The organism is Ferribacterium limneticum (assembly GCF_020510625.1).
Taxonomy (GTDB): domain Bacteria; phylum Pseudomonadota; class Gammaproteobacteria; order Burkholderiales; family Rhodocyclaceae; genus Azonexus; species Azonexus limneticus_A.
Window position 1 is genome coordinate 924,274 of record NZ_CP075191.1, and the last position, 24,939, is coordinate 949,212.

The 24,939-nt window shown below is 60.8% G+C and carries 24 protein-coding genes; 15 read left to right on the forward strand and 9 right to left on the reverse strand.

Annotated elements, in window-relative coordinates; translation table 11 throughout:
* Nucleotide 1 precedes the first annotated feature (1 nt).
* Together KI617_RS04450 and KI617_RS04455 are read right to left on the reverse strand one after the other, a co-directional pair.
* Nucleotides 2-610, reverse strand: a complete 609-nt coding sequence (locus KI617_RS04450; protein ID WP_226450818.1) for an HD-GYP domain-containing protein — start codon at nt 608-610, stop codon at nt 2-4.
* 108 nt (nt 611-718) lie between these two features.
* Nucleotides 719-1,327 carry a glutathione S-transferase gene (locus tag KI617_RS04455; protein WP_226450819.1) on the reverse strand — a complete coding sequence of 203 codons (609 nt, stop codon included), beginning with the start codon at nt 1,325-1,327 and terminating at the stop codon, nt 719-721.
* A gap of 94 nt (nt 1,328-1,421) precedes the next feature.
* Between KI617_RS04455 and purB the strand changes: the two genes are divergently transcribed.
* From purB to KI617_RS04480, 5 genes are all read left to right on the forward strand, one after another.
* Nucleotides 1,422-2,789: an adenylosuccinate lyase gene (gene purB, locus KI617_RS04460; RefSeq protein ID WP_226450820.1), complete on the forward strand. Its 1,368-nt coding sequence runs from the start codon at nt 1,422-1,424 to the stop codon at nt 2,787-2,789.
* Nucleotides 2,790-2,904: 115 nt separating this feature from the next.
* Nucleotides 2,905-3,180 (forward strand): zinc ribbon domain-containing protein, encoded by a 276-nt coding sequence (locus KI617_RS04465; protein ID WP_226450821.1) that lies wholly within the window; start codon nt 2,905-2,907, stop codon nt 3,178-3,180.
* Nucleotides 3,181-3,298: 118 nt separating this feature from the next.
* Entirely contained in the window at nt 3,299-3,616 is a 318-nt protein-coding gene (locus KI617_RS04470; RefSeq protein ID WP_226450822.1) for a DUF2322 family protein, read from the forward strand.
* 161 nt (nt 3,617-3,777) lie between these two features.
* A complete protein-coding gene (locus KI617_RS04475) occupies nt 3,778-4,236 on the forward strand; it encodes a c-type cytochrome (protein ID WP_226450823.1) in 459 nt (152 codons plus the stop codon).
* Between the two features lie 66 nt (nt 4,237-4,302).
* Entirely contained in the window at nt 4,303-4,989 is a 687-nt protein-coding gene (locus tag KI617_RS04480) for a cytochrome b/b6 domain-containing protein (RefSeq protein WP_226450824.1), read from the forward strand.
* Between the two features lie 63 nt (nt 4,990-5,052).
* Here KI617_RS04480 and secF read toward each other — a convergent pair whose 3' ends face one another.
* The 4 genes from secF to tgt are packed head-to-tail and all read right to left on the reverse strand — an operon-like array spanning nt 5,053 to nt 9,415.
* Nucleotides 5,053-5,997, reverse strand: coding sequence for a protein translocase subunit SecF (gene secF / locus KI617_RS04485; RefSeq protein ID WP_226450825.1), 945 nt, complete (start codon nt 5,995-5,997; stop codon nt 5,053-5,055).
* A gap of 12 nt (nt 5,998-6,009) precedes the next feature.
* Complete coding sequence (secD, locus tag KI617_RS04490) at nt 6,010-7,887, reverse strand: protein translocase subunit SecD (protein WP_226450826.1); 1,878 nt, start codon at nt 7,885-7,887, stop codon at nt 6,010-6,012.
* Nucleotides 7,888-7,935: 48 nt separating this feature from the next.
* Nucleotides 7,936-8,262: a preprotein translocase subunit YajC gene (gene yajC, locus KI617_RS04495; protein WP_226450827.1), complete on the reverse strand. Its 327-nt coding sequence runs from the start codon at nt 8,260-8,262 to the stop codon at nt 7,936-7,938.
* Nucleotides 8,263-8,305: 43 nt separating this feature from the next.
* The gene (gene tgt / locus KI617_RS04500; RefSeq protein ID WP_226450828.1) at nt 8,306-9,415 is read right to left on the reverse strand and encodes a tRNA guanosine(34) transglycosylase Tgt; all 1,110 of its coding nucleotides are present in this window, start codon (nt 9,413-9,415) and stop codon (nt 8,306-8,308) included.
* Between the two features lie 89 nt (nt 9,416-9,504).
* On the opposite strand from tgt, the gene KI617_RS04505 reads away from it, so the two are divergent.
* The 7 genes from KI617_RS04505 to KI617_RS04535 all read left to right on the forward strand — a co-directional run bounded on the left by KI617_RS04505 (nt 9,505) and on the right by KI617_RS04535 (nt 16,820).
* Nucleotides 9,505-9,867: a hypothetical protein gene (locus KI617_RS04505; protein WP_226450829.1), complete on the forward strand. Its 363-nt coding sequence runs from the start codon at nt 9,505-9,507 to the stop codon at nt 9,865-9,867.
* Between the two features lie 100 nt (nt 9,868-9,967).
* Nucleotides 9,968-11,185 (forward strand): TolC family protein, encoded by a 1,218-nt coding sequence (locus KI617_RS04510; protein ID WP_226450830.1) that lies wholly within the window; start codon nt 9,968-9,970, stop codon nt 11,183-11,185.
* 11 nt (nt 11,186-11,196) lie between these two features.
* A complete protein-coding gene (locus tag KI617_RS04515; protein ID WP_226450831.1) occupies nt 11,197-11,709 on the forward strand; it encodes a hypothetical protein in 513 nt (170 codons plus the stop codon).
* The gene (locus tag KI617_RS04520; RefSeq protein ID WP_226450832.1) at nt 11,706-12,818 is read left to right on the forward strand and encodes an efflux RND transporter periplasmic adaptor subunit; all 1,113 of its coding nucleotides are present in this window, start codon (nt 11,706-11,708) and stop codon (nt 12,816-12,818) included. The genes KI617_RS04515 and KI617_RS04520 overlap by 4 nt, the downstream gene beginning before the upstream one ends.
* Nucleotides 12,819-12,828: 10 nt before the next feature.
* The gene (locus tag KI617_RS04525; protein ID WP_226450833.1) at nt 12,829-15,945 is read left to right on the forward strand and encodes an efflux RND transporter permease subunit; all 3,117 of its coding nucleotides are present in this window, start codon (nt 12,829-12,831) and stop codon (nt 15,943-15,945) included.
* Nucleotides 15,946-15,963: 18 nt separating this feature from the next.
* Nucleotides 15,964-16,344, forward strand: coding sequence for a hypothetical protein (locus KI617_RS04530; RefSeq protein WP_226450834.1), 381 nt, complete (start codon nt 15,964-15,966; stop codon nt 16,342-16,344).
* Between the two features lie 11 nt (nt 16,345-16,355).
* A complete protein-coding gene (locus KI617_RS04535; RefSeq protein ID WP_226450835.1) occupies nt 16,356-16,820 on the forward strand; it encodes a DUF411 domain-containing protein in 465 nt (154 codons plus the stop codon).
* Here KI617_RS04535 and queA read toward each other — a convergent pair.
* Nucleotides 16,817-17,866, reverse strand: coding sequence for a tRNA preQ1(34) S-adenosylmethionine ribosyltransferase-isomerase QueA (gene queA, locus KI617_RS04540; RefSeq protein WP_226450836.1), 1,050 nt, complete (start codon nt 17,864-17,866; stop codon nt 16,817-16,819). The genes KI617_RS04535 and queA overlap by 4 nt on opposite strands.
* A 325-nt stretch (nt 17,867-18,191) precedes the next feature.
* Between queA and KI617_RS04545 the strand changes: the two genes are divergently transcribed.
* Genes KI617_RS04545 through KI617_RS04555 form a run of 3 tightly spaced genes read left to right on the forward strand, consistent with a single transcriptional unit; the run spans nt 18,192 to nt 20,846 of the window.
* A complete protein-coding gene (locus KI617_RS04545) occupies nt 18,192-19,439 on the forward strand; it encodes a DUF3419 family protein (protein WP_226450837.1) in 1,248 nt (415 codons plus the stop codon).
* Nucleotides 19,426-20,136: a class I SAM-dependent methyltransferase gene (locus tag KI617_RS04550; RefSeq protein ID WP_226450838.1), complete on the forward strand. Its 711-nt coding sequence runs from the start codon at nt 19,426-19,428 to the stop codon at nt 20,134-20,136. Before KI617_RS04545 ends, KI617_RS04550 begins: the two co-directional genes overlap by 14 nt.
* Nucleotides 20,136-20,846, forward strand: coding sequence for an HAD family hydrolase (locus KI617_RS04555; protein WP_226450839.1), 711 nt, complete (start codon nt 20,136-20,138; stop codon nt 20,844-20,846). Before KI617_RS04550 ends, KI617_RS04555 begins: the two co-directional genes overlap by 1 nt.
* Nucleotides 20,847-20,924: 78 nt before the next feature.
* Here the strand turns inward: KI617_RS04555 and KI617_RS04560 are convergent, their stop codons facing one another.
* Both KI617_RS04560 and KI617_RS04565 read right to left on the reverse strand, forming a co-directional pair.
* Nucleotides 20,925-21,803 carry a phosphate/phosphite/phosphonate ABC transporter substrate-binding protein gene (locus KI617_RS04560; RefSeq protein ID WP_226450840.1) on the reverse strand — a complete coding sequence of 293 codons (879 nt, stop codon included), beginning with the start codon at nt 21,801-21,803 and terminating at the stop codon, nt 20,925-20,927.
* Nucleotides 21,800-24,088, reverse strand: coding sequence for a bifunctional diguanylate cyclase/phosphodiesterase (locus KI617_RS04565; protein ID WP_226450841.1), 2,289 nt, complete (start codon nt 24,086-24,088; stop codon nt 21,800-21,802). Before KI617_RS04565 ends, KI617_RS04560 begins: the two co-directional genes overlap by 4 nt.
* Nucleotides 24,089-24,939 lie beyond the last annotated feature (851 nt).

The following is a 24,939-nucleotide window of genomic DNA, read 5'->3' on the forward strand; positions in this document are numbered from 1 at the left end:
CTCAGTCATCGCTGGCCCGCATCGTTGATTTCTCGATGATTGCGCCGAAAGCATGCACCAGATCCGGGTCGTGCTTGCGGCCTGATTCGCTGTTCAGGATGTCCATCACAGCCAGATGGCGGCGCGGGTTTTGGTAGGGGCGGCGGGCTGTCATCGCGTCGTAGCTGTCAACGACAGAGATAATGCGGGCATCGAGCGGGATGTCGCCGCCCTGTAGCCTGTCCGGGTAGCCCGAACCGTCGAAGTGCTCATGGTGATGCCGCACGGTGCGGGCGATGCCGCTGGCCCGGCCGCCATTGATGGCGAGGACAATCTGCTCGCCGATAACCACGTGCTGCTGCATGCATTCCCATTCCCGGGCGTCGAAGCTGTCCGGTTTGCGCAGGACGGTGTCGGGAATGCCGATCTTGCCGAGATCGTGGAAGCGGGCGCCGAGCGACAGTTTGTCGAGTTCGCCGGCCGTCAGGCCAATGTGCCGCCCGAGTTCGGTCGAGAGCTGGACGACGCGATCGCAATGGACGCGGGTGTAGTGATCGCGCGCACCGAGGGCGACGGTCAGGGCGTGGGCGATCATGTCGATCGGTGTGGCGTCGTCGGGCGGAGTGATCATGCGGGAAATTCCGTGAGGAGTTAAGGAAGACCATCCTGGCGAACCAAGGTTCATTCCCCAAAAAACGAAAAGGGCGCCCAAGGCGCCCTTCGTGAGCCGGAACGCGGTTCAGTCGTGCGGGATGGTATCCGCGAAAGCCGGGCGCTGCATCAGCTTGTCGTACAGTTTGCCCAGGTTCGGATGGGCTTCCTGCCAGTGGATGTCCGGAAAGCGGAAGCAAAGATAGCCGAGGGCTGTACCGACGGCGAGGTCGCCCATAGAAATATGGGTGCCCATGCAGAAACTCTTTTCGCCGAGTTCCTTGCCCATGAAGTCCAGGCTGCGCATAACCTTGCCGCGCTGACGCTCTATCCAGTCGCCGCTCTGTTCCTTCTTCGGGCGCTTGCCTTCGAGCAGGGCAGCAACGGCCGCGTCGCAAAGGCCGTCGGCCAGGGCTTCCCAGCGCTTGACTTCGGTTCGTTCGCGATTCGGGGCGGGGAACAGCTTGTTGTTCGGCGTGACGTTGTCGATGTATTCGACGATGACGCGCGAGTCGAACAGCGGGGTGTCGTCGTCGAGCACCAGCACGGGAATCTTGCCCAGTGGGTTGATGTCCGGCACCGTGCTGTCGGCTAGCCAGGGCGAGTCGATGACGAATTCGTAGTCAATTTTCTTTTCGGCCAGCACGATCCGCACTTTTCGTACGAAGGGGCTGGTATGGGAGCCGATAAGCTTCATCGCGAGCTCTCTGATTTGGGGACTTCGATTATAGCGTATGGGCAGCGCTTCGTCGGACGGGTAAAATCATGGGCTTACCGAAAAGGATGATCTTATGACCTTCAATCCCTTGACTGCCCTTTCCCCGCTCGACGGCCGCTACGCCGGCAAAGTTGACGCCCTGCGCGAGCATTTTTCCGAGTTTGGCCTGATCCGCGCCCGCCTCAAGGTGGAGATCGAATGGCTGAAGGCGCTCGCTGCCGAATCGCACTTCGCGGAAATCGCCGCTTTCTCCCCGGCCACCATCGCCGAACTGGATGCGCTGGTCGCCAATTTCGGCCCGGCCGAGGCTGCCGAGGTGAAGGCCATTGAAGCCACCACCAACCACGACGTCAAGGCGCTGGAATACTGGATCAAGGACAAGACCAAGAGCAATGTCGAGGTCGTCAAAGTCAGCGAATTCATCCATTTCGCCTGCACCTCCGAAGACATCAACAACCTGTCGCACGCCTTGATGTGCAAGGGTGCCCGCGAGCAGGCTATGCTGCCGATGCTCGACAAGGTCATCGCCAAGCTGACCGAAATGGCCCATGCCCACGCCGAAGTGCCGATGATGAGCCGTACCCACGGCCAGCCGGCGACGCCGTCGACGATGGGCAAGGAAATGGCCAATACGGCCTACCGCCTGCAGCGCGCCCGTGCCCGTATCGCCGCTGTCGAACTGCTCGGCAAGATCAACGGCGCCGTCGGCAACTACAACGCCCACCTCGCTGCCTACCCCGGCTACGACTGGGAAGGTTTCGCCAAGCGTTTCGTCGAATCACTCGGCCTGACCTTCAATCCCTACACCATCCAGATCGAGCCGCACGATGCGCTGGCCGAGCTGTTCGACGCCTTCGCTCGCGCCAATAGCATTCTGGTCGACCTTGATCGTGACGTCTGGGGCTACATCTCCCTCGGCTTCTTCAAGCAGAAGGTCAAGGCCGGTGAAATCGGTTCGTCTACCATGCCGCACAAGGTCAATCCGATCGACTTCGAAAACTCCGAAGGCAACCTCGGCCTGGCCAACGCCATGCTCAAGCATCTGGCCGAAAAGCTGCCGATTTCCCGCTGGCAGCGTGATCTGACCGATTCCACCGTGCTCCGCAACATGGGTGTCGGCCTCGGTTATGCGCTGCTCGGTTACGACTCGCTGCTGAAGGGCCTGGGCAAGCTCGAAATCAACGCCGACCTGATGAAGGCCGACCTCGACGCCAACTGGGAACTGCTGGCTGAGCCGATCCAGACCGTGATGCGCCGCTATGCCGTGCCGAACGCCTACGAAAAGCTGAAGGAGCTGACCCGCGGTACCCGTGTTTCCCGCGAAGGCATGCAGGCTTTCGTGTCGACGCTGGAAATTCCGGAAGCCGCCAAGGCTGAACTCCTCAAGCTGACGCCCTGGGATTACACCGGCAAGGCCGCCGAGCTGGCCAAGCGCATCTAAGAGGCCGCCACAAAATGGCCCTGACTTTGTTGCGCCTCCTTGTCGTACTTGTTTGTACTGCCTTCGTCGGCGCGTCGCGTCAGGAGCGCTGCGCTCCATTTAATGGCAGCCTCTTATGAAGTGCAGCAAATGCGGCCAGGAAGTGCCGGCGGACGCGATCTACTGTCCGCATTGCACCGGCGATCGCAAGACCACGGATCAGGAAGTGATCCGTGGCGGTATTCGCGGCGGGGCGATTGGCCTGTTTCTTGGCCTCTTGCCAACGGTCTGGCTACTTTTTCATTTTGGCGCCGAGCGCGGTATCAAGGCGATTGCCTTCATCGTGCCGGCGATCACCTTCACTACCGGGCTGATCATCGGCCTGGTCAAAGCCAAACGGGAATGGAAGTGAGGCTGGTTGTCAGTGCTTAGTTGCTGCTTGCTAGCAAAACCGATCGCCAACGATGCACCGCCGAGCCAGTTCCCTTAACCAACAGCTAATAACTAACGACCAGGTACTGCCAACCATCATGTCTTTTGCTGAAAACCTGAAGAAACTGCCGGGCATCTCTCACCTGGCGGCCATCAATCTGCTCGATGCCGACGGCAATCTCGTTGCCGCCATCGAGAACAAGGCCGGCAGCCAGGGCTCGCTGGCTGTCTACAACCATCTGGCCCAGACCTACGGTTCGATCAACGTCGAGGCGGCCAGGAAGGGGCTGGAAATCTTCGCCGAGCATACCGACGACGAACGCGCTAATCCGGGCAAGCATCCGAACATCGCCCGCTTGCTGGCGATCGAAAGCGGCCAGCCGGCACTGCGCGTCAAACACATTTTCGCCGTTTGAGAAGCATTTTCAACGCGGCGCAACAGGGCGTTGAAAATGCTTCATCAAGATAGCCACCCGTTGTCATATCAGGTGGCTATAATTTTGTCCGGAATAAACGTGGTGCTCGCAACGTACACGCTGGCCAGCGCCTCATTCCCAACCAACAACGGAGATCAACAATGAAGACCAAACTCGTGCTTGCCCTGCTCGCTACCGTCCTGGCCGGAAGCGCTACCGCCCAGGTCAAACCGGAAGATGCCATCAAATGGCGTCAGTCCGGCTATGGCTTCATGGCCTGGAACATGGCCCGTATCAAGATGAACGTCGAAGGCGGCAACTACAACAAGGAAGAGGTCATCAAGGCGGCCAACGCCATTCAGGCCATTGCCAATTCCGGCATGGGTGCCCTGTATCTGCCGGGTACCGACAAAGGCAAGGGCTGGGAAGAAACCCGTGCGAAATCCAACATGTGGACCGAGAAGGAAAAGCTGGGCAAGGCAGCGATGGCCTTCGGCAAGGAGGCCAACGAACTGGCCAAGGTGGCGGCGAATGGCAATGCCGATGCGGTCGAGGAACAGCTCGGCAAGCTGGGCGGCACCTGCAAGGGCTGCCATGACGACTTCAAAGCCAAGCGCTAAACTGGCTGCACCCCAACGACAGGCACCTGCGGGTGCCTGTTTTTTTAACGATAAAAAGATATGGTTATGAACAGCAAACGTTTTCGCCTGTGGGATCTGCCGACGCGCCTTTTTCACTGGCTGCTTGTCCTTTGTGTTGGTGCCGCCGTGGTCAGCGGCCAGTTGGGCGGCAAGCTGATCGACTGGCATGGCAAGATCGGCCTGCTGGTCGTTGGCTTGATCACCTTTCGCCTGGTCTGGGGGCTGCTCGGTTCGACCTATGCACGCTTTGCCAGCTTCCTGCCGACGCCGGGGGCGATCAAGGACTATCTGCGTGGCGAATGGCGTGGGCATGGCCACAATCCGCTCGGTGCGTTGTCGGTGCTCGGTCTGCTTGCGCTGCTGGCCGGGCAGGTGATCACCGGCTTGTTCAGCAATGATGACATCGCCTTCAGTGGGCCACTGGCCGCGCTGGTCGGCAATGACCTGAGCAATCGCCTGACCGGCACTCACCACCTGCTATCCAACCTGCTGATCGGGCTGGTCGTGTTGCATGTCGCGGCCATCGTTTACTACGGCCACGTCAAGAAGCAGAAACTGCTCAAGCCGATGGTCACCGGCTGGAGCGATGGCGATGGCCAATCGGCGACTGGTGGCGGACTGCTTGCCTTCGTCGTGGCGCTGCTTGTCGCGCTTGGCGCGGTCTATGCGGCGAGCGGCATCTGGGTACCCAAGCCCCCGCCGCCCTCGGCTGTTGAAACGCCGAACTGGTAAGTCGAAAAAGAAAAAGCCCGCCGATTGCTCAGCGGGCTTTTTGCCATTGGGGGGCGAGGGTTTTCAGACCACCGCGCCGTCCTCGTTGGCGCCTTCGATGACCTTCTTCTGCTTGATGAACTGCTCGCGCGAAACGCCCAGCCACATGACCAGCGGACTGGCAACCAGCACTGAAGAGTAGATGCCGAAGCAGATACCGATGGTCAGCGCCATGGCGAAGTAGTGCAGGGTTTCGCCGCCGAAGATCAGCATCGACAGCACCATCAGCTGGGTACAGCCGTGGGTGATGATGGTCCGGCTGATCGTGCTGGTGATGGCGTGGTCGAGCACTTCCGGCGTGCTCAGGCCGCGCACCTTCTTGAAGGTTTCGCGGACCCGGTCGAAGACGACGACCGACTCGTTGACCGAGTAGCCGAGCACGGCCAGCACGGCAGCCAGCACCGACAGCGAGAACTCCCACTGGAAGAAGGCGAAGAAGCCGAGAATGATCACCACGTCGTGCAGGTTGGCGATGATGGCCGAGACCGAGAAGCGCCATTCGAAGCGGAAAGCCAGGTAGATGACGATGCCGATGACGACCAGCAGCAAGGCCATGGCGCCGTTTTCGGCCAGTTCCTTGCCGACCTGCGGGCCGACGAACTCGACGCGGCGCAGCTGCGAACCCGGCGCTTCGGCTTCCAGCGCCTTCATGACCGATTCACCGATCTGGTTGGTGTTCTGCTCGCTCTTCAGCGGCAGGCGAATCATCACGTCCTGTGACGAACCGAAGTTCTGCACCGAGTAGTCGCTGAAGCCCGACTTGCCGAGCGCACCGCGGATCTTTTCGAGATCAGCGGCTTGCTCGTAGTGGGTTTCGATCAGCGTGCCGCCGGTGAATTCAACCGACAGGTGCAGGCCCTTGGAGAACAGGAAGACCACGGCCAGGACGAAGGTGAGCAGCGAAATGACATTGAACTTCAGCGCATGGCGCATGAAGGGAATGTCTTTGTGGATGCGGAAAAATTCCATGTTCGTCTTTCCTTATTGCTGGCCGGTGGGCGTCGTGGTGCCCGGTTTCCAGAGCTGGCCGATGGCGACCTTGGTCAGTTTCTTCTGGCGACCGTAGATCAGGTTGACCAGGCCGCGCGAGACGACGACGGACGAGAAGATCGAGGTCAGGATGCCCAGGCAGTGCACCACGGCAAAGCCGCGGACCGGGCCGGAACCGAAGATCAACAGGGCGAGACCGGCGATCAGCGTGGTGATGTTGGAGTCGAGAATGGTCCCGAAAGCGCGCTCGTAACCTTCCGAAATGGCGGCTTGCGGTGGCATGCCGGCCCGGAGTTCTTCGCGGACGCGTTCGTTGATCAGCACGTTGGCGTCGATGGCCATGCCCAGGGTCAGCGCGATAGCCGCGATGCCGGGCAGGGTCAGCGTGGCCTGGAGCAACGAGAGGATGGCGACCAGGAACAGCAGGTTGGAGGCCAGCGCCAGTACCGAGACGACACCGAACATCTGGTAGTAGAGAATCATGAAGACGGCGATGGCGGCAAAGCCCCACATCGTCGAATGGAAACCCTTCTGGATGTTCTCGGCGCCGAGCGACGGGCCGATGGTGCGTTCCTCGATGATGTCCATCGGTGCGGCCAGCGAGCCGGCGCGCAGCAGCAGGGCGGTGTCGTTGGCTTCCATGGTCGTCATGCGGCCGGAAATCTGGACGCGGCCGCCACCGATTTCGGTGCGGATGACCGGCGCAGTAACGACTTCGCCCTTGCCCTTTTCGATGAGCAGGATGGCCATGCGCTTGTTGACGTTCTCGCGGGTCACATCCTTGAAGATGCGGGCGCCGGCGGCGTCCAGCGTCAGATGGACAGCGGCTTCCTGGGTCTGGTTGTCGAAGCCGGGCTGGGCATCAGTCAGGCGGTCGCCGGTCAGCACGACCTGCTTCTTGACCAGCAGCGGCTGGCCGCCACGCTCGTTATAGACTTCGGTGCCGAAGGGCGGATTGCCGGCCAGCGCCGCATCGAGCGCGCCCGGAGAGTCATCGACCATGCGGATTTCCAGGGTCGCGGTGCGGCCCAGAATGTCCTTGGCCTTGGCCGTGTCCTGCACGCCGGGCAACTGGACGACGATGCGGTCGGCGCCTTGCTGCTGGATCACCGGTTCGGCAACGCCGAGTTCGTTGATCCGGTTGTGCAGCGTGGTGATGTTCTGCTTCAGCGCGAATTCGCCGATCTTCTGCTGGGCCTGCGGCTTCAGCGTGGCGATCAGGCGCGGTTCGGCCGCATCGCCGGCATCGGTGAGCAGCAGGTCGGGCTGGCTGTCGGAAATGGCGATGCGGGCCTTGTTTTGCGTTTCGGCATCGCGGAACTTGATGACAATGCGCTCGCCCTCGCGGTTCACGCCGCCGTGGCGCAGGTTCTTGTCGCGCATCACGGTGCGCAGGTCGGCCGAGGTCGAATCGAGTCGCTTGGTCAGCGCACCCTTCATGTCGACTTGCAGCAGGAAGTGCACGCCGCCGCGCAGGTCAAGGCCGAGGTACATCGGTAGCGCGCCCAGCGAGGTCAGCCATTGCGGCGAGGCGGCCAGCAGGTTCAGGGCGACGACGTATTGCGGGTCGGCGGCGTCCGGATTGAACGCCTTTTCCAGCGCATCCTTGGCTTTCAGCTGGGTGTCGGTGTCCTTGAAGCGGGTCTTGACGCCGTTGAAGTCGAGCTGCATGCCGTCGTGCGTGATGCCGGCGGCTTTCAGCGAGTCTTCGACACGAGCCTTGGCCTTGTCATCGACCTTGATCGTGGCCTTGGCGCTGGAAACCTGAACGGCTGGCGATTCGCCGAAGAAATTGGGCAGGGTATAGACGAAGCCCATGACCAGCGCGATGGCGATGGTGATGTACTTCCAGAGAGGGTAGCGATTCATAGCGGCTCTAAAGCGAAAAAGGCGGCTTCTCGCCGCCTTTTGGGGTGATTACAGCGACTTCAGCGTGCCCTTCGGCAGAACCAGGCCGATCGAAGGCTTTTGCACGACGACTTCGGTGCCTTCGGCGATTTCGACGGTCACGTAGTTGTCGCCGACCTTGACGATCTTGCCGACGATGCCGCCCTGGGTGACGACTTCATCGCCCTTGGCCAGTGCGCCGAGCAGGGCCTTGTGTTCCTTGGCCTTCTTCATCTGCGGACGGATCATCAGGAACCACAGCACGACGAACATCAGGATCATCGGCAGCAGACCCATCAGGCCACCCGTCGGGTCGGAGGAAGCGGCTGCGGTTTGGGCGTGGGCGAGACTAATCATTGTTAAAACTCCGGATTGCTTGAAAACGAAACGAGGGATTCTATCACTGGCCTGAGGAACGGTCGCGGGCAAAGCCGGCGGCCCATTCGGTGAAGCGTTCAGCCTCGATGGCGGCGCGCATTTCGGCCATGATGGTCTGGTAGAAATGCAGGTTGTGGATGGTGTTCAGCATGCCGCCGAGAATCTCGCCATTGCGGAACAGGTGGTGCAGATAGGCCCGGGTGAACTGCGTGCAGGTGTAGCACGAGCACGACGGATCGAGCGCTCCGGTATCCATCTTGTAACGGGCATTCTTGATCTTGACGTCGCCGAAGCGGGTGAACAGGTGGCCGTTGCGGGCGTTGCGCGTCGGCATCACGCAGTCGAACATGTCGATGCCGGCCTTGACCGAGTACACCAGGTCTTCCGGCGTGCCGACGCCCATCAGGTAGCGCGGCTTGTGGGTTGGCAGCTTAGGCGCGGTATGGGCCAGGATGCGCGCCATGTCTTCCTTGGGTTCGCCGACCGACAGACCACCGATGGCCATGCCGTCAAAGCCGATGTCACAAAGGCCGGCCACCGATTCGTCGCGCAGCTCTTCGTACATGCCGCCCTGGACGATGCCGAACAGCGCGTTGCCGTTTTCGAGCTTGTTGTGCTCGTCACGCGAACGTTGAGCCCAGCGCATGCTCATTCGCATCGACTTGGCCGCTTCTTCGTGTGTCGCCGGGTAGGGCGTGCATTCGTCGAAGATCATCACGATGTCGGAATTCAGCACCTTCTGAATCTGCATCGAAATTTCCGGCGTCAGGAAGAGCTTGGCGCCATCGTGCGGCGACGAGAATTTGACGCCTTCCTCGGTGATCTTGCGCATGGCGCCGAGGGAGAAAACCTGGAAGCCGCCGGAATCGGTCAGGATGGGCTTCTGCCAGTTCATGAAGTCATGCAGGCCCTTGTGGGCGGCAATGACTTCGAGCCCGGGGCGCAGCCAGAGGTGGAAGGTGTTGCCGAGGCAGATCTGGGCGCCGATGTCGTTCAGCGACTGCGGCGTCATCGCCTTGACCGTGCCGTAGGTGCCGACCGGCATGAAGACGGGGGTCTGGATGACGCCGTGGGTCAGGGTCAGCGTACCGCGCCGGGCGGCGCCGTCGGTTTTCAGGAGTTCAAATTGCATGATTGATGTGGCGTTTGTGTAACAGCTGTTTTCTCGTGGGGTGCGAGATTGTATAGTTTGAGGCATTCGTCTCGTTGAAAATCCTTTCAATGCGTATCGCGCTTCGCTTCCTGGTGGTGGTCATGCTGCTGACCGTGCTCTCGCCGAAATTCGGCTGGGAGTCGGTGTCGGCTGCGGAGGCGCACGTTCTCGCGGCCGGCCTGGTGCACGACGAGGCGCCGGGACATGAGGCTCAGGGCGATTGCCATGAACACGACGCCCCTATGAACGACGACACGGGCGACCATCATTGCTGCCCCGGGCATGTGCTCGGCCATTTGTTCGGCGGCGTTGGTGCTACCCCCGACTTGCCACCGGCAAGCAAGGATTCCGCGCTGCCCAGCAGTCGATCCGCCCATTTTTCCTCGCGCATTCCGGACGGGCTTGAACGTCCTCCCCGAGTCGCCGCCTGAGCGCGGCGGCCTGCCTGTCCCATCCCTGATTCTCTAGCGGCCTGATCGGTCGCTGCGGCACGCCGCCGGTTGTCCATGGACTGCAACCGGAGGAAATCCCATGCGAAGCATTTTCAGCATCGCACCCCTTGTCATCGGCAGCCTGCTCGGCTGCCTGGCCGTGCCGTTGGCGCAGGCTGCAACGCCCTTGGCTGCGGCTTTTGCCCAGGCCTGGCAGCGCCAGCCGGCTGCCCTGGCGGAAGGCGAGCGGACGCGTGCCGTCAACGCCCAGGCCGAGGCCGCCAATCGGTGGACGCCAGCCCCCGCCAATCTGGAATTGGGCCTGCGCAGCGATCGCTTCAACCGTAACCAGGGGGCCAGCGAGGTTGATATCGGCCTGGCCGTTCCGCTCTGGTTGCCTGGCGAACGTAGCGGTGCGCAGGCCTTGGCGGCGGCGGCCGAAGGCGCGCTGGCCGGGCGACAAGCCGCCTTGCGCCTGCAACTGGCGCAGGCGCTGCGCGAAGCCTGGTGGCAGTGGCAACTGAGCCAGAACGAGGCCGTCCTGGCCAAAGGCCGTGAGGCGGCGGCACGGCGTTTGCGCGACGACGTTGCCCGCCGTTTTCAAGCCGGCGACCTGGCGCGCGCCGATCTCAACCAGGCCGAAGGCGCCCTGGCCCTGGCCCAGGCAGCGCAGGCCGAAGCCCACTCCGGCGCGGCGCTGGCCCGTTACCGGCTGGAAAGCCTGACTGGCGCGCCGGCAACGGAGGATGCGCCGGTCGCCGAACCGGAACCGTTGGCGCCGGCTGTTGAACACCCCGAACTGCGCGATCTGCAAGGGCGTGGCGAGTTGGCGCGGCGCAACGCCGAACTGGCGCGGGTGCAGAGCCGGGCCAATCCTGAATTGACCGTCGCCACCCGGCGCGATCGGCCGGCCAGCGGCGAGTTGGCTGAGCAGACCTGGGCCGTTGGCGTGCGCATCCCCTTCGGTGGCGGGCCGCGTCACGATGCACGTGTCGCCCTGGCCAATGCCGAGGCCATCGAAGCGGCGGCGATGCTGGAGCGCGAACGCGAGCGCCTGGTGCGTGCGGCGGCGCTGGCGCAGGTGCAGGTCGATGCAGCGCGGGCGCAACTGGCGGCGGCCGAACAACGGGCCCGGGTGGCGGGTGAAAACCGCGGGTTCTACGACAAATCCTTCCGCCTGGGCGAGAGCGACCTGCCGACCCGTTTGCGTATCGAAACCGAGGCGGTCGAGGCCGAGCGTGCGTTGATGCGCGCCCGCATTGCACTGGCGCAGGGTATTTCGCAGTGGCGGCAAAGCCTGGGGCTGTTACCGGAATGAGGAGCAAGAATATGAATGGTGCAAAGCGTTTCCGTTTGCCCGTGGCCAGCCTGCTGCTGGCGGTCTGGGTGGCAGTGGTGGGGGCGAAGGAGGAACTGGCGCCAATGCCGGTTGCCGTGGCCGAAAGCGAGGCCTTCGAGGCGGTTGGGCGTTTGTCCGACGAAGGGCTGGTCTGGTTTGTCGACCGGGCCGAGACCAATGCGCCGGTGCTGGACGCCAAGTTGGAGGTCGAGGCCAATGGCCAGATGCAGGTGGCGCAGTTTCGCCCGGAGCGGGGCGATTACCTGATTGCCGATGCCGCCTGGCTGAAGCCCTTGCGCCAACCCGGTGAACACGCCCTGGCGCTGACCTTGCTGGCCGGCGATGACAGCGATCTGCTGACGGCAACGCTGGATGTGCATGCCGACGCGGCTGATCCTCCGCTGGCTAGCGCGCAACCCTTTAGGTGGCTGCTCATCGCGAGCGGCCTGCTGGTCGGTGTGCTGTGGTGGCGACGCAGCAAGCAGAAAGGAGACCGCTCATGAAACGACAGCTATGCGTACTTGGCCTGTTGGCCACGCTCGTTACAGCAACTTTTGCACACGAGGGGCACGATCATGACGAGGCCGGCAAAAAGCCGCTGGCCGTCGGCAACCAGGCGCAGCGCCTGGCGGACGGGACGCTGTTCATTCCCAAGTCGGCGCAGCGCGGCATGGGCGTGTTGACCCTCAAGGCGGCCAGCGAGACGGTTGCCCGCTCTCTGGAACTGCCCGGCCGCGTGATCATGGACCCGCACCTTGGCGGCCGGGTTCAGGCCATGCAGCCCGGGCGCATCGAACCGGCCGGGCCGCACGGTTTGCCGGCGGCCGGCAGCCGGGTGAAGAAGGGCGAGGTGCTGGCCTGGGTGGTGCCGGCGTCCGGCGCCATCGAACGGGCCAACCAGGCGGCCACGCTGGCTGAGCTGAAAGCCGGGCTGGGTTTGGCCGAGAAGCGCCTGGCCCGCCTGCGCGACCTGGCCGATACGGTGCCGAAGAAAGATATCGACACGGCTGAAACCGAGGTGCTCAGCCTGAAAGGGCGGATCGCCGCAGTCGGTGGCGGTCTGTCCGGACGCGAGGCGCTGGTGGCGCCGGTCGGCGGTGTGCTGGCGGCGAGCAATGCGGTCGTTGGTCAGGTGGTCGAGCCCAAGGAGCTGATTTTCGAGGTTATCGATCCGGATGGCCTGCATGTCGAAGCGACCGCCTTCGATCCCATCCCGCTCGACCAGATTGCCGCAGCGACGGTGGCGGTCGGCGACCAGGTCGTGCCGCTGAGCTACGTCGGGGCGCCGCGCCGCTTGCGGGAACAGGCTTTGCCGCTGATTTTCGAGAACCACGCCGCCGGGGCAGGCCTGGCCTTGCCCTTGGGCCAGCCGGTCAAGGTGCAGGTCAAGCTGAAGTCCACCGTGCAGGGCCTGCCGCTGCCGGCCAGTGCGCTGGTGCGCAATACCGCCAATCAGGTCGTGGTCTGGGTCAAGACGGCGCCGGAAAATTTTGCGGCGCGGGCGATCCGCAGCGAGCCGCTGGACGGCAGGCGCGTGCTGGTTACCGGTGGTTTGCAGGCCGGCGAGCGGGTGGTGGTGCAGGGCGCCAGCCTGGTCGCGCAGATTCGTTAGGAGGCCGGCCATGTTCCAGTGGTTGCTTGAAAAAAGCCTGGGCAGCCGGCTCTTCGTGCTGGTCGCCGCGGCGGTGCTGATGGTCTGGGGCGGCTTGCAGGCGACGCGCCTGCCGGTTGATGTCTTTCCCGACCTGAACAAGCCGACGGTGACGGTGATGACCGAGGCCGGCGGCATGGCGCCGGAGGAAGTCGAGCAGTTGCTCAGCTTCCCGCTCGAAACGGCGATGAGCGGTTTGCCCGGCATTGCCAACGTGCGCTCCATTTCCAGCGCCGGGCTGTCCTTCGTCTACCTGACCTTCGACTGGCAGGTCGATGTCTATCGTGCCCGGCAGATGGTCAGCGAGCGGCTGACGGCGCTGGAGGCTACCCTGCCGCCCGGCGCGGTGCCGCGCATGGGGCCGGTTTCGTCGATCATGGGCGAGATTATGCTGGTCGCCATTCCGATACGCGGTGACGGAGCCGACCCCAAGGCAGCACGCGAATACGCCGACTGGGTGCTGCGCCCGCGCCTGATGGCGATTGCCGGCGTCTCGCAGGTTATCCCGATCGGCGGCGAGGTGCGCCAGTTCCAGGTGCGGCCGGATACCCGGCGGATGGCCGAACTGGGCATCGGCCTGGAGCAGATCGAGAGCGCCGTGCGCGGTTTCGCCGCCAATACCTCGGGCGGCTTTCTCGAACTCAATGGCCGCGAGTACCTGATACGCCACCTCGGCCGCAGTGCGCGGCTGGAGGATCTGAAGAACGTCGCGCTGACCGCACGCGCCGGGCAACCCATCCTGTTGCGCCAGGTGGCCGAGGTCGGTTTCTCGGCCGCGATCAAGCGCGGCGATGGCGGCTTCGACGATGGGGAGGTAGCCAGCCCGGCCGTCATCCTCAGTATCCAGAAGCAGCCGACGGCCGATACCGTTGATTTGACCCGGCGCCTGGAAGCGGCGCTGGCCGACATGAAGGGCAGCCTGCCGGCCGGCATGAGCGCGCCGCAGGTGTTTTTCCGCCAGGCCGACTTCATCGAAGCCTCGCTCGGCAACCTGCAGATGAAGCTGCTGATGGCCTCGTTCTTCGTCGCCGGGGTGCTGTTCTTCTTCCTCGGCAACTTCCGCACCATGCTCATTTCGCTGACCGCCATTCCCTTGTCCATCCTGACGGCGATCCTCGTCTTCAAGTGGCTGGGGCTGTCGATCAACACGATGACCCTGGGCGGCCTGGCCATCGCCATCGGCGAACTGGTCGATGACGCGGTGGTCGATGTCGAGAACATCCTGCGCCGCCTGAAGGAGAAGGCGGCGCGCGGCGAGGCGTATTCGGTGCGCCAGACGGTGATCGCCGCCTCACTCGAAGTCCGCACCGCCATCGTCTATGCGACGCTGATCATCGCCCTGGTCTTTGTACCGCTGTTTGCCCTCCCGGGCATCGAAGGCCGCCTGTTCGTGCCGCTCGGCATCGCTTATATCGTGGCTATCCTCGCCTCGCTGGCGGTGTCGGTGCTGGTCACGCCGGTGCTTTCATCGCTGCTGCTGCCGGCCTTGGTCAAGGAGGCGCATGGCGAGACGCGCCTGGTGATCTGGTTGAAAGGGCATTACCGGCGGACGCTGGAAGCCGTACTCGCCTCGCCGAAAGGGCTGGTCGCCGGGGCCGCCATCGCCGTCGTGCTGGCGGTGCTGGCCGTGCCCCTGTTCCCGACCACTTTCCTGCCACCCTTCAACGAAGGCTCGATCACCCTTGGCCTGCGCCTCAATCCGGGCGTGACCTTGTCCGAATCGATCCGCGTTGCCGGGGCGGCCGAGCAGGCGCTGCGCGGCTTGCCGGAGATCGCCCAGATGGGGCGGCGCACCGGGCGGGCCGAACTCGACGAGCACGCCGAGGGTGTGCACGTCACCGAGTTCGAAATCAGGCTGAAGGCGCAGGGGCGCCCAAAGGAAGCGGTCTATGCCGACATCCGGCAACGGCTGAAGGACCTGCCGGCCAGCATCAGCCTTGGCCAGCCCATCGCCCACCGTATCGACCACATGTTGTCCGGCGTGCGGGCGCAGATTGCCATCAAGGTGTTTGGCGAAGACCTCGATACCCTGCGTTCGCAGGCCGGCCTGCTGCGCGAGCGGCTGGTGAAGATTCCCGGCATGGCCGATCTGGACATCGAGAAACAGGTGCAGGCACCGCAGATCAAGGTGCGCGTCGATTTCGACGCCGCCGCCCGCTACGGCATCTCGACGGCGCAACTGACACGCAGCCTGCAGACACTGGTCGATGGCCAGGTGGTGACGCAGATTGTCGAAGGCAACCGCCGCTTCGATCTCGTCGTCCGCCTGCCCGAGGCGGCGCGGTCGCTCGACGGTCTGGCCAACCTGCTGATCGAGACGCCGAGCGGCCGTGTCCCGCTGTCCCGGCTGGCCAGCATCGAGGACGCCGACGGCCCGAACCAGATCACCCGCGACGAAGGGCGGCGGCGCATCGTCATCTCGGCCAACGTGCAGGGGCGCGCGCTGTCCGCCGTCGTCGCCGACCTGCGCCAGGCGGTGGCCGAATTCCCGCTGCCCGAGGGCTATTTCATCACTCTCGGCGGCCAGTTCCAGGCGCAGGAAGAAGCGGCCCGGCTGATCGCCGTGCTGGCGCTAGGCTCGACGGCGCTGATTTTCATCGTCCTCTACAGCCGCTACCGCTCGGCGCTGCTGGCCGGCCTGATCATGGCCAACGTGCCGCTCGCGCTGGTCGGCAGCGTGCTCGGCCTGTGGCTGTCCGGCCAGCCGCTGTCGGTCGCCGCGCTGATCGGCTTCATCACGCTGGCCGGCATCGCCACCCGCAACGGCATCCTGAAGATCAGCCACTACCTCAACCTGATGCGCTTCGAGGGCGAGGTATTCGGCGTGCCGATGATCGTCCGCGGCTCGCTGGAACGGCTGACGCCGGTGCTGATGACCGCGCTGGTCGCGGCCTTCGCGCTGGCGCCGCTGCTCTTCGAGGCCGAGCAACCGGGTACCGAGATCCTGCATCCGGTCGCCGTGGTGATTTTCTCCGGGCTGGTCAGTTCGACCCTGCTCGATACCTTCGTAACCCCTGCCCTGTTCTGGCTGTTCGGCCGGAAACCGGCGGAGCGCCTGCTCGCCGAAGGCGGCGACGAGGCACTTTGATTTTTTAGGAGATTGACCATGCAAACCAAACATCTACTGCCAATTACCGCTCTCCTACTCGCCCTGAGCTTGCCGACCGCCGCCATGGCCCATGCCGAACACGGCCAGCCGCAGTTCGGCGGTGTCGTTGCCGAAGCTGGCGAGGCGCAATTCGAGGTCGTCGGCAAGGATGGCAGGCTCTTCGTCCATGTCACCAACCACGGCTCCCCGCTCGATACGACCGGGGCGAGCGGCAAGCTGACGGTGCTGGCCGGCTCGGCCAAGCAGGAATATGCCTTGAAGCCGGCCGGCGGCAATCGCCTGGAGGGTTCCGGTAGCTACGGTGCTGGCGCCAAGCTGCTGCTGCAGGTGCAGTTGCCGGGCAAGAAGCTGTTGCAAGCCCGTGCGCTTGCTCGTTGAAAGGAAGAGCGATGAACGTGCCAATGATTTCCCGCCGTCGCCTGCTGCTTTCCCTGCTGGCGACAACTGCCCTGCCGACCTGGGCGGCACCCGCCCAACCCCGAGTCGATGTCTGGAAAGACCCGAATTGCGGCTGTTGTGGCGATTGGGTCAAGCACCTCGAGGCGGAAGGCTTTACCGTCCGCGTCTTCGCCACCGGCGCCGATGCGGCCCGTCGCCGGCTCGGCTTGCCCGATGCCTACGCCTCCTGCCACACCGCGCTGGTCGATGGCTATGTGCTGGAAGGCCACGTCCCGGCAACGGACATTCGCCGTCTGTTGGCTGAAAGGCCCAAGGCCTTGGGGCTGGCCGTGCCGGGTATGCCGGTCGGCTCGCCGGGCATGGATGGCCCGGTCTACCAGGGCCGGCGCGATCCCTACGATGTCCTGCTGGTCAGCCGTGAAGGGCGTTCGACAGTCTTTGCCCGCTACCGTTAGGCAGCATCGGCGGAGCGTTCGAGCAGCATCGCGTCGCCGTAGCTGAAGAAGCGATAACGCTCGGCGACCGCGTGGGCGTAGGCGGCTCTGATGTTGTCATAGCCGGCAAAGGCCGACACGAGCATGAGCAGTGTCGATTTCGGCAGGTGAAAGTTGGTGATCAGGCGGTCGACGACCTGGAAGCGGTAGCCGGGCGTGATGAAGATGCTCGTTTCGGCCCCGCCGACACGCACGGTACCGTCAGGATTGCCAGCTGACTCCAGGGCGCGCAGGCTGGTCGTGCCGACGGCGATGACGCGGCCGCCGTTGGCCCGGGTGCGGGCGATGGCGTCGGTCGTTGTTTGCGGAATCTCGAAGCGCTCGCTGTGCATGCGGTGGTCGGCGATCTTTTCGACCCGCATCGGCCGATAGGTGCCGGCGCCGACGTGCAGGGTCAGGAAAGCCGTGTTGATGCCTTGCTGGCGAAGCGTATCCAGCATCGCCTCATCGAAATGCAGCCCGGCCGTCGGTGCAGCAACGGCGCCCGGCTCTCGGGCATAAACCGTCTGATAGCGCGTTTCGTCAGCGCCTTCGGCCGGATGCTCAATGTAGGGCGGCAATGGCAATTTGCCAAAGCGCTCCGATAGCTCCCAGAAATCGCCCGGTTCCAGCAGTTCCAGCGCGAAAAAGTCGCCGTCGGCACCGGCCCGGCCAGTCATTTTTACCGTGAAGGCATCGGCCAGCCGCATCGTGCTCCCGGCCTTCGGCGCCTTGCTGGCGCGCACCTGGCAGATGGCGTGCGTGGCATCGACGATGCGCTCGAGCATGATCTCCACCTGGCCGCCGGTGTCCTTCTGGCCGAAGAAGCGGGCCTTGATCACCTTGGTGTCGTTGAAGACCAGCAGGTCGCCGGCCTTCAGCAGGCCTGGCAAGTCGGCAAATTGGCGATCGACCAACTGCTCGCCGCAGACGTGCAGCAGGCGGCTGCCGCGGCGCTCGGCGGCCGGGTGCTGGGCAATCAGTTCGGGAGGGAGGGGAAAGTCGAAGTCGTCGACGGTCAGCGACATGGGCTGGAATCCGCGTGTGAGAAACAAAAACGGCCTTCCGTCAGGAAAGCCGATATGTCGTTACTGGTGCCCGGGCCTTGATCTAACTGATGGTGAGGTCGTTTGTGGCAAAACGGGTTTCGTTTCCTGAAATCCGAGCGATCGCCAAAATTACCCCTCATTCAAACCGCGTTGTACCAAAACAACAAAACGGCCATCGAGTTGAAGCGCGTTTTTGTTCAATTTAAGGAAGCGCGGATTCTACCATCGCCGATCCGTTCGTTTTGTCATGGCATCGTAACCAGCGCGCCTTAAGTTGGCAGGACTCAACTATCAGACATTTTCCATGAACGCACCGGCGCCAACCAATCTTGCCATCCCTGCCAGCAGCCTTACTTTGAAAGACCGGATTGACCAGAAGATTTTCGATACGCTGTATTCGCGTTCGCTGGTTTACAACACCTGCTGGGAAGACCCCGCGGTAGACCGGAAGGCCCTGCACCTCAGTAGCGAGGATCGTGTCCTGGTCATTAGCAGCGCTGGCTGCAATGCGTTGGACTATGCGCTTCAGGGGCCAGCCAAGGTCTATGCGATCGACGCCAACCCCCGCCAGAATGCCTTGCTGGAGTTAAAGATCGCCGCAATCCGCCAGCTTGGGTTCGACGATTTCTTCGCCTTTTTCGGCAGCGGTTTTCATCCGCATGCTCGCAGTATCTATCGCCAGCATTTGCGCAATGAGTTGTCGGCATTTGCCCGCAGCTATTGGGATCGTCGCATCAACTGGTTCTGCAGCCGCCACGGCAGTTTCTATTTTCACGGCTTGGCCGGCTTCGTCGCCCGCGGTTTCCGGACCTATTTCCGGATACGTCCCGAACTGGCGCAACAGGTTGGCGCGTTGTTCGCCTCGAAAACACTGGATGAGCAGCGTCGAATCTACGACGAGAAGATCACCAAGGAACTGTGGACGCCGGTTATCAACTGGGTGCTGAACCGGCAGCTCACCATGAGCTTGCTCGGCGTACCGCATCCGCAGCGCCGCCTGATCCAGGGGCAACATCCGGGGGGCGTTTCCGGCTTCATCCGCGATGCCATCGAGTACGTCTTTCGTCATCTGCCGGTCAGCGACAACTATTTTTGGCGTGTGTATCTGACCGGCAGCTACACGCTGGATTGTTGCCCGTCTTACCTCAAGGAGACGAACTTCCTTGCCCTCAAAGCTGGCTTTGTGGATTGCATCGAGACGCATACCTGCACGGTGACCGAGTTTCTGCAGGCCACGAGCGAGCCGATCAGCCGCTTCGTGCTGCTCGATCACATGGACTGGATGAGCTGTTATTACCCGGAGGCCTTGCTCGAAGAATGGCAGGCTATCGTCAACCGGGCTGCACCAGGCGCCCGTATCCTGTTGCGCAGCGCCCACGCCAAGCCCCCCTTTCTCGACTGGATTCAGGCCAGGGTCGGGGGCGAGCCAAAGCCGCTGCATGAGATCGTCGATTTTGAACCGGCGCTGGCTGAACGCCTGCAGCTCGAAGATCGCGTACATACCTACGCCGGTTTTGTCATTGCCCAACTGAAGGATCATGGCAGTCTCTGATCTGGGCGCCGACGCGCGCGTCCTGTGGCGCCTGTTGCGGGGCCAGCCGAATCGCGGCTGCCATGCCGAGCGCCTTCAGGCTTTTTATGCGCCCCAGGCCGATCGCTATGATGCCTTCCGTGCCAGCCTTCTTCACGGTCGGCAGGAATTGATCGACAGTCTCGAAATCTCGGCCGGCGACCGTGTCGTCGAACTGGGTTGCGGTACCGGCAGCAGTCTGGAGCGGATCGGCGAGAAGATCGGAAGTCTGGCCAGCCTGCAGATGGTCGATCTCTGCCCGGCATTGCTCGACTTGGCCCGCCAACGGGCGGCCCGCTACGCCAACGTTCAGGTCGTCGAGGCCGACGCAACGTTCTGGCAACCGGAAAAGCCGGTCGACATCGTCTTTCTTTCATATGCTTTGACCATGATTCCGGACTGGTCGGCGGTCATTGCCAACGCCCATGCAATGTTGCGACCCGGTGGACGCATCGGGCTGGTCGACTTCCATCTGCCGACGCCGGGTGGCGCTTTGAGCAATTTTTTTTGGCGAAGCTGGTTTGGCCATGACGGGGTTCATCTGTCGTCCGAACATCTGCCCGCCTTGCGCAGCCGTTTTGTCGAACGCCGCTGCCACGAACTGCGGGCCGGTGTGCCATATCTGCCGGGATTTCGGGCGCCTTATTACCTTTTCGTCGGCGAACGCACCGCCGGATAATGTACGCGAGCCGAGATCGCCTGGTTATCTTCGATGCCGATGGCACGCTGATCGACGCTTTTCGTGCGGTCGAGATGGCTTTCTCCCATCACGGCATGGACATCGGGGACTACCAGCGCTTCCAGCGGCGACGCAAGTTGCTGAAGTACCTGGGCGGTCTGCGCGAGTTTCCCAAAAACCTGCGACACCAGCTGAACAAAGAAAATCGCAAGCAGTTGAAGCACACGCTGACCGAAATCTACCGGGGAGAAGCCATGCTTTTTCCGGGCATCGACGTGTTGCTGAAGCGGCTGATTGAACAAAGCGACGTCCGGGTTGGCGTTGTCTCGCGCAATGTCACCATCGAGCCTGAAACGACGCTGCGAATGGTCTTTCAGCGCCACGGCATAGATGCCTCACAACTCGACTTTTTGCGCTGTATTCCGCTCGGCGAGGAGAAGAGCGATCAGTTTCGCGCACTGCGTCAGGAATTCGGAATCAACCCGACCCGCGCCTATGCCTGCGGCGATGAGTATCGCGACTATGTATCAGCATTGGCCGCCGGCCTGCATCCAATGGTCGTTTCCTACGGTTTTGAGGACCACGCCCGGCTAATCGACGACTTCGCCATACCTCATGAAATCATCTCGCGCACGCCGACGGAACTGTCCGCCCGGCTGAGTCACGCACTCGATCTGGATGAGGCAAATCCCGGCACTGCGGCCTCGTAGGGCCCGGCTGCTTTACCACTCCGCGACGAGGTCGGCTACGCCACTGAATCAGATGCCCTGATTCAGTGAGGCTGCCTCTCAGGGCTGCGTGGTCAGCAAGCGCAGGATTTCGCTGTAATTGTTATCAGTCACCGGGACGAATCCGGTGATATTGAGCTCCTGGAACATGCCAGCCAATGCAGCAGGTTCATTCAGGAATGTCTGTTTGATTTTTTCCGCAATCGATGGGCAGAGTTTCGTCCGCAAGACGACCGGATCGTAAGGAATCAAAGGTGATTGCCAAAGAATCCTTAACTGATTCGCCTGGAGCGTTTTCCGGCGTAGCGCTTCGTCCAGCATGCTGCTTGAGGCGAAAGCAGCATCTACCAGGCCCTTATCGACAGCGGCAATAGCTCGGTCATGAGATCCGGCAAATGTCACACGTTGAAAATAAGATTCCAAAGGGGTGTCGGTTAATTGCCGAATGGCCTGGCGAGGCAGAATGGCGCCTGAGGTGCTGGCGGGGTCGGTCAGGCTTAATGTTTTGCCTCGCAACTGTTCAATTTTCTCAATGCCCTTGTCCCGACGTACAAGCAGAAGCGATCGGTAAGCCGACTCGGAGTCGGTATGCGGCCCCTTACGCAGGCCAAAGGAGGCAAATGCTGAAATCCCCGCTCCGCGATTAAGCGCAATGGCATACGAGGCAGGGCCGAGTTCCGCCAGATCAATCGTGCCGGCAAGTAAGCCCTCAATAATCGTACTGTAGGAGGGTGATGGGACGACCTCGATCCTTCGCGCCAATTTCTTTTCCAGCTGTTGAATCAGTGGCTGATATTTTGCGAGCTGCTGTTCCGGGTTGGTTTTAGGGATTAATGCAAAACGCAATGGCTTTGGGTCTTCGCAGGAATTCGCCGAAACCTCATCTGACGCAATCAGCATAAACGAGAAGAAAACGAGTAAAGCCGAGAAATAGTTCATGCTGGCGCCATGGTAGAAGAGATCAATAGTTCGCGTGCAGCAACAGCTGGAACCGGGCGACTTAAATAATAGCCCTGGGCCTCGTCGCAACCTGCTGTTTTCAGATGAATCAACTGATCGGACATTTCCACCCCCTCTGCAACTACGCGCATGTTCAAGTTATGCGCCAAGGTGATGATTGACGAGACGATAACGGCGTCGTCGTGGCGGTTCCGAATATTGTTGATGAATTCCCGGTCTATTTTCAGGCAGTGAATTGGCAAGGTACGAATATAGGCAAGGTTGGAAAATCCATTGCCAAAATCATCCAGGGAAATACCGACACCAAGCGCTTCAAGTCTTTCAAGAATCTGGCGAGCAACTTCAATCGAGTCGACGAGGCTATTCTCGGTGATTTCTATTTCAATATTTCCTGGGGCGACTCCGTGAATCGCAAGATATTCAGCGATACGTTGGGGTAATTCGATGTCCAGCAATTGCTTGGCAGATACATTAAAAGCAATCGGAACAACCGCCACGCCTTCTGCTTGCCATTGGGCTAATTGAATACAGCAAGCCTGTGCGACCCAGTCACCCAGTTTGTCGATCAATCCGATGCGTTCGGCCATCGGAATAAAATCATTCGGATAGATAAGACCATGGTCAGGGTGTTGCCAGCGCACCAAGGCCTCGAGGCCAACAATACGATAATCCGATAGCCTTACCTTGGGCTGAAAGTGGAGGACCAATTCATTTTCTGCAATGGCTTTTGACAAGCGCTGCTCCAGGTTAAACAGTCTCTCGCCCCCCTGATTCAACGCTGGATCATAGAAAGTGAACCTGCCACGCCCAGCGCGTTTTGACTGATACATTGCTGTATCGGCGTGACGAGTAAGTGAATTCAGGTCTTGACCATCCCTGGGAAAGATCGCAATCCCGATACTTGGCGTAATCTGAATGTCGTGGCCATCCAGGTTTGTACACGGGAGGCCGATGCTTTCGATTATTTTTGAGGCAACCAAAGCTGCATCATCGATAGTTTCAATCCCGGTCAACATCAAGCCAAATTCATCACCGCCCAAGCGAGCGATTACATCCGATTCGCGCAAGGCCTCACGTAGTCTGATTGAGATGGTTTGTAACAACAGGTCGCCAACATGATGCCCCAAGTTGTCATTGATGGCTTTGAAGCGATCCAGGTCAAGATACATCAGCGCACATAGTTTTCGGCTACGCTTGAAACTTGCGATATGACTTACCACTAACTCATGAAATATTCGTCGGTTGGGCAAGCCGGTCAAATGATCATGGGCAGCTAAATCAAACGCTCGTCGCTTTTCCTCTTGCAACTCGGCGATCAACTCCTGTTTTTCCTGATCGGATTTTGACAGGGCTGACAACAAGAGCCCCTGATGCTTCAGATTTCTGGCAAACCAGAAAGTGGCTAATACGATAATCGCTGTAAGAAATCCAAGTATGGCTAACAGACGAGTATGAGCGCTAATGCGATCATTCAGCGTTTCGTCTACATCACGGCTAACCGTAACGATTAATGGATGGTTGTCCTGATTTCGGAAACTTGTACGGTAAGTGTGTCCTGCATCAAAGAACTGGCCTATCCAGGTTCCTTTTTGAGCCTCCGTTTTCGGGAGATTCATGACGCTGCGATTAATATCCAGGACCAATCCAGCCTGGCGTGCCTCAGCCAGCTTTTCGCCATCGAATTTTAGAACCTGTATGACGCCGGAGCGTCCAATATCGATATGCTGATACAAGCCGAGGAAATAACCCAAATCCAGAACAACAACCAATATTCCATTCAACCTGCCACTGTGGTTTCCAACCGGGAATAGCAGTGGCAGTTCCCATGCCTGTTCGTAAGACATCGAACGGGGGCCTACTGCCAGCTTGGTCGAGGTTCCGTTTTGAACTTCTTTTAAAAACGCTTGAAGGCTGTCGATGAGTTCTAGTGATTCAGTCGTCGGCGAAGATGAATATATTTGCTTTAAATCGTGATCATATAAAGTGATGCGTAGAAGAGCACGGTCAGTTGCTCGCATTGACGACAAACGACTGGCCGCATCAAGCTGCTTTCCATCAAACCATTCGTTAGCCGCAATCGAGATCAATCTGCCGCGATCCAGAACCTGTGTAAGGTTTTCGGAAATGACTTCGGCCAACGTCTCTTGTTGCACCCGCGCATTTTCACCAATTAAGGTTTTTTCCGCTTCGAGGCGTTGTAGTGCAAGCCACCATGCCAGGAGAAGCAGCGACGCAATCAGAATCAGCCCTGTAAAAAGAGCCATACGCCAAGAAATTCTGCTCTGACGAATGAGCCAATGACAGAGTAGTTTAGGCGTGAAAGACTGCATTGAAGCCTAGCGTCAATATTTCGGATGGCGTGATTGTTTTACAACAAGGTTACCGGGTTGTGACAAAGTTCAATTGCAGACAAGCACGCTCTTCTGGCCGTGACCTATTGGTTACGTTTCGCGGTCAAAGTCCGATGGGCAACCCGTTTTACTGCGCTCAAGGTTTTGAGGCCGACAGTCGGCTCTACGGCTAAAAGGGATTGCTTGAAAGTGGCGGCGTAGTAGGTAAGCCGTAACCCTAGAAAGCAAAAAGGCCAACTCCGAAGAATTGGCCTAGCCGCTTGAGTCTAAAACTGGTGCCCGGGCCTTAATCGAACTAACTGCGGAAACATTTGCGGCACAATGGTTTTCGTTTTTCGAAAATCAGAGTTACCCCCAAAGTTACCCCCATTAAAACGGCGTTGCACCAAAACAACAAAACGTCCATTCGGCTGGATAGTGTTTTGTTTAGGTTTAGGAGGCGCGCATTCTACCATTGCTCAGGCAGCAGATTCTCCGGGATGGAGGGGGCGGCAGTAGATCAAATGCGCGCTCAAATCATGCCCGGATTGGGGCAGCAGTGCGCCCAGGTTCGCCCGTTTTTGCTCTGTCTTGGTGGTTGGTCGGCGTGGTGGTTGTTTGCCGGCTGGATCATCTGGCGGAAGCGGCGAAAAAAGCCGGAACTCATTGCGGCTCATGGATATGCAGTGATTTGTGGCCTCGATCAGGCGCCAAAGTTGGGCACAGTGGGCACATTGGACTTACCCCGGTTTTTGATGAAGTGTGCCCACGTGAATCATTGCAGC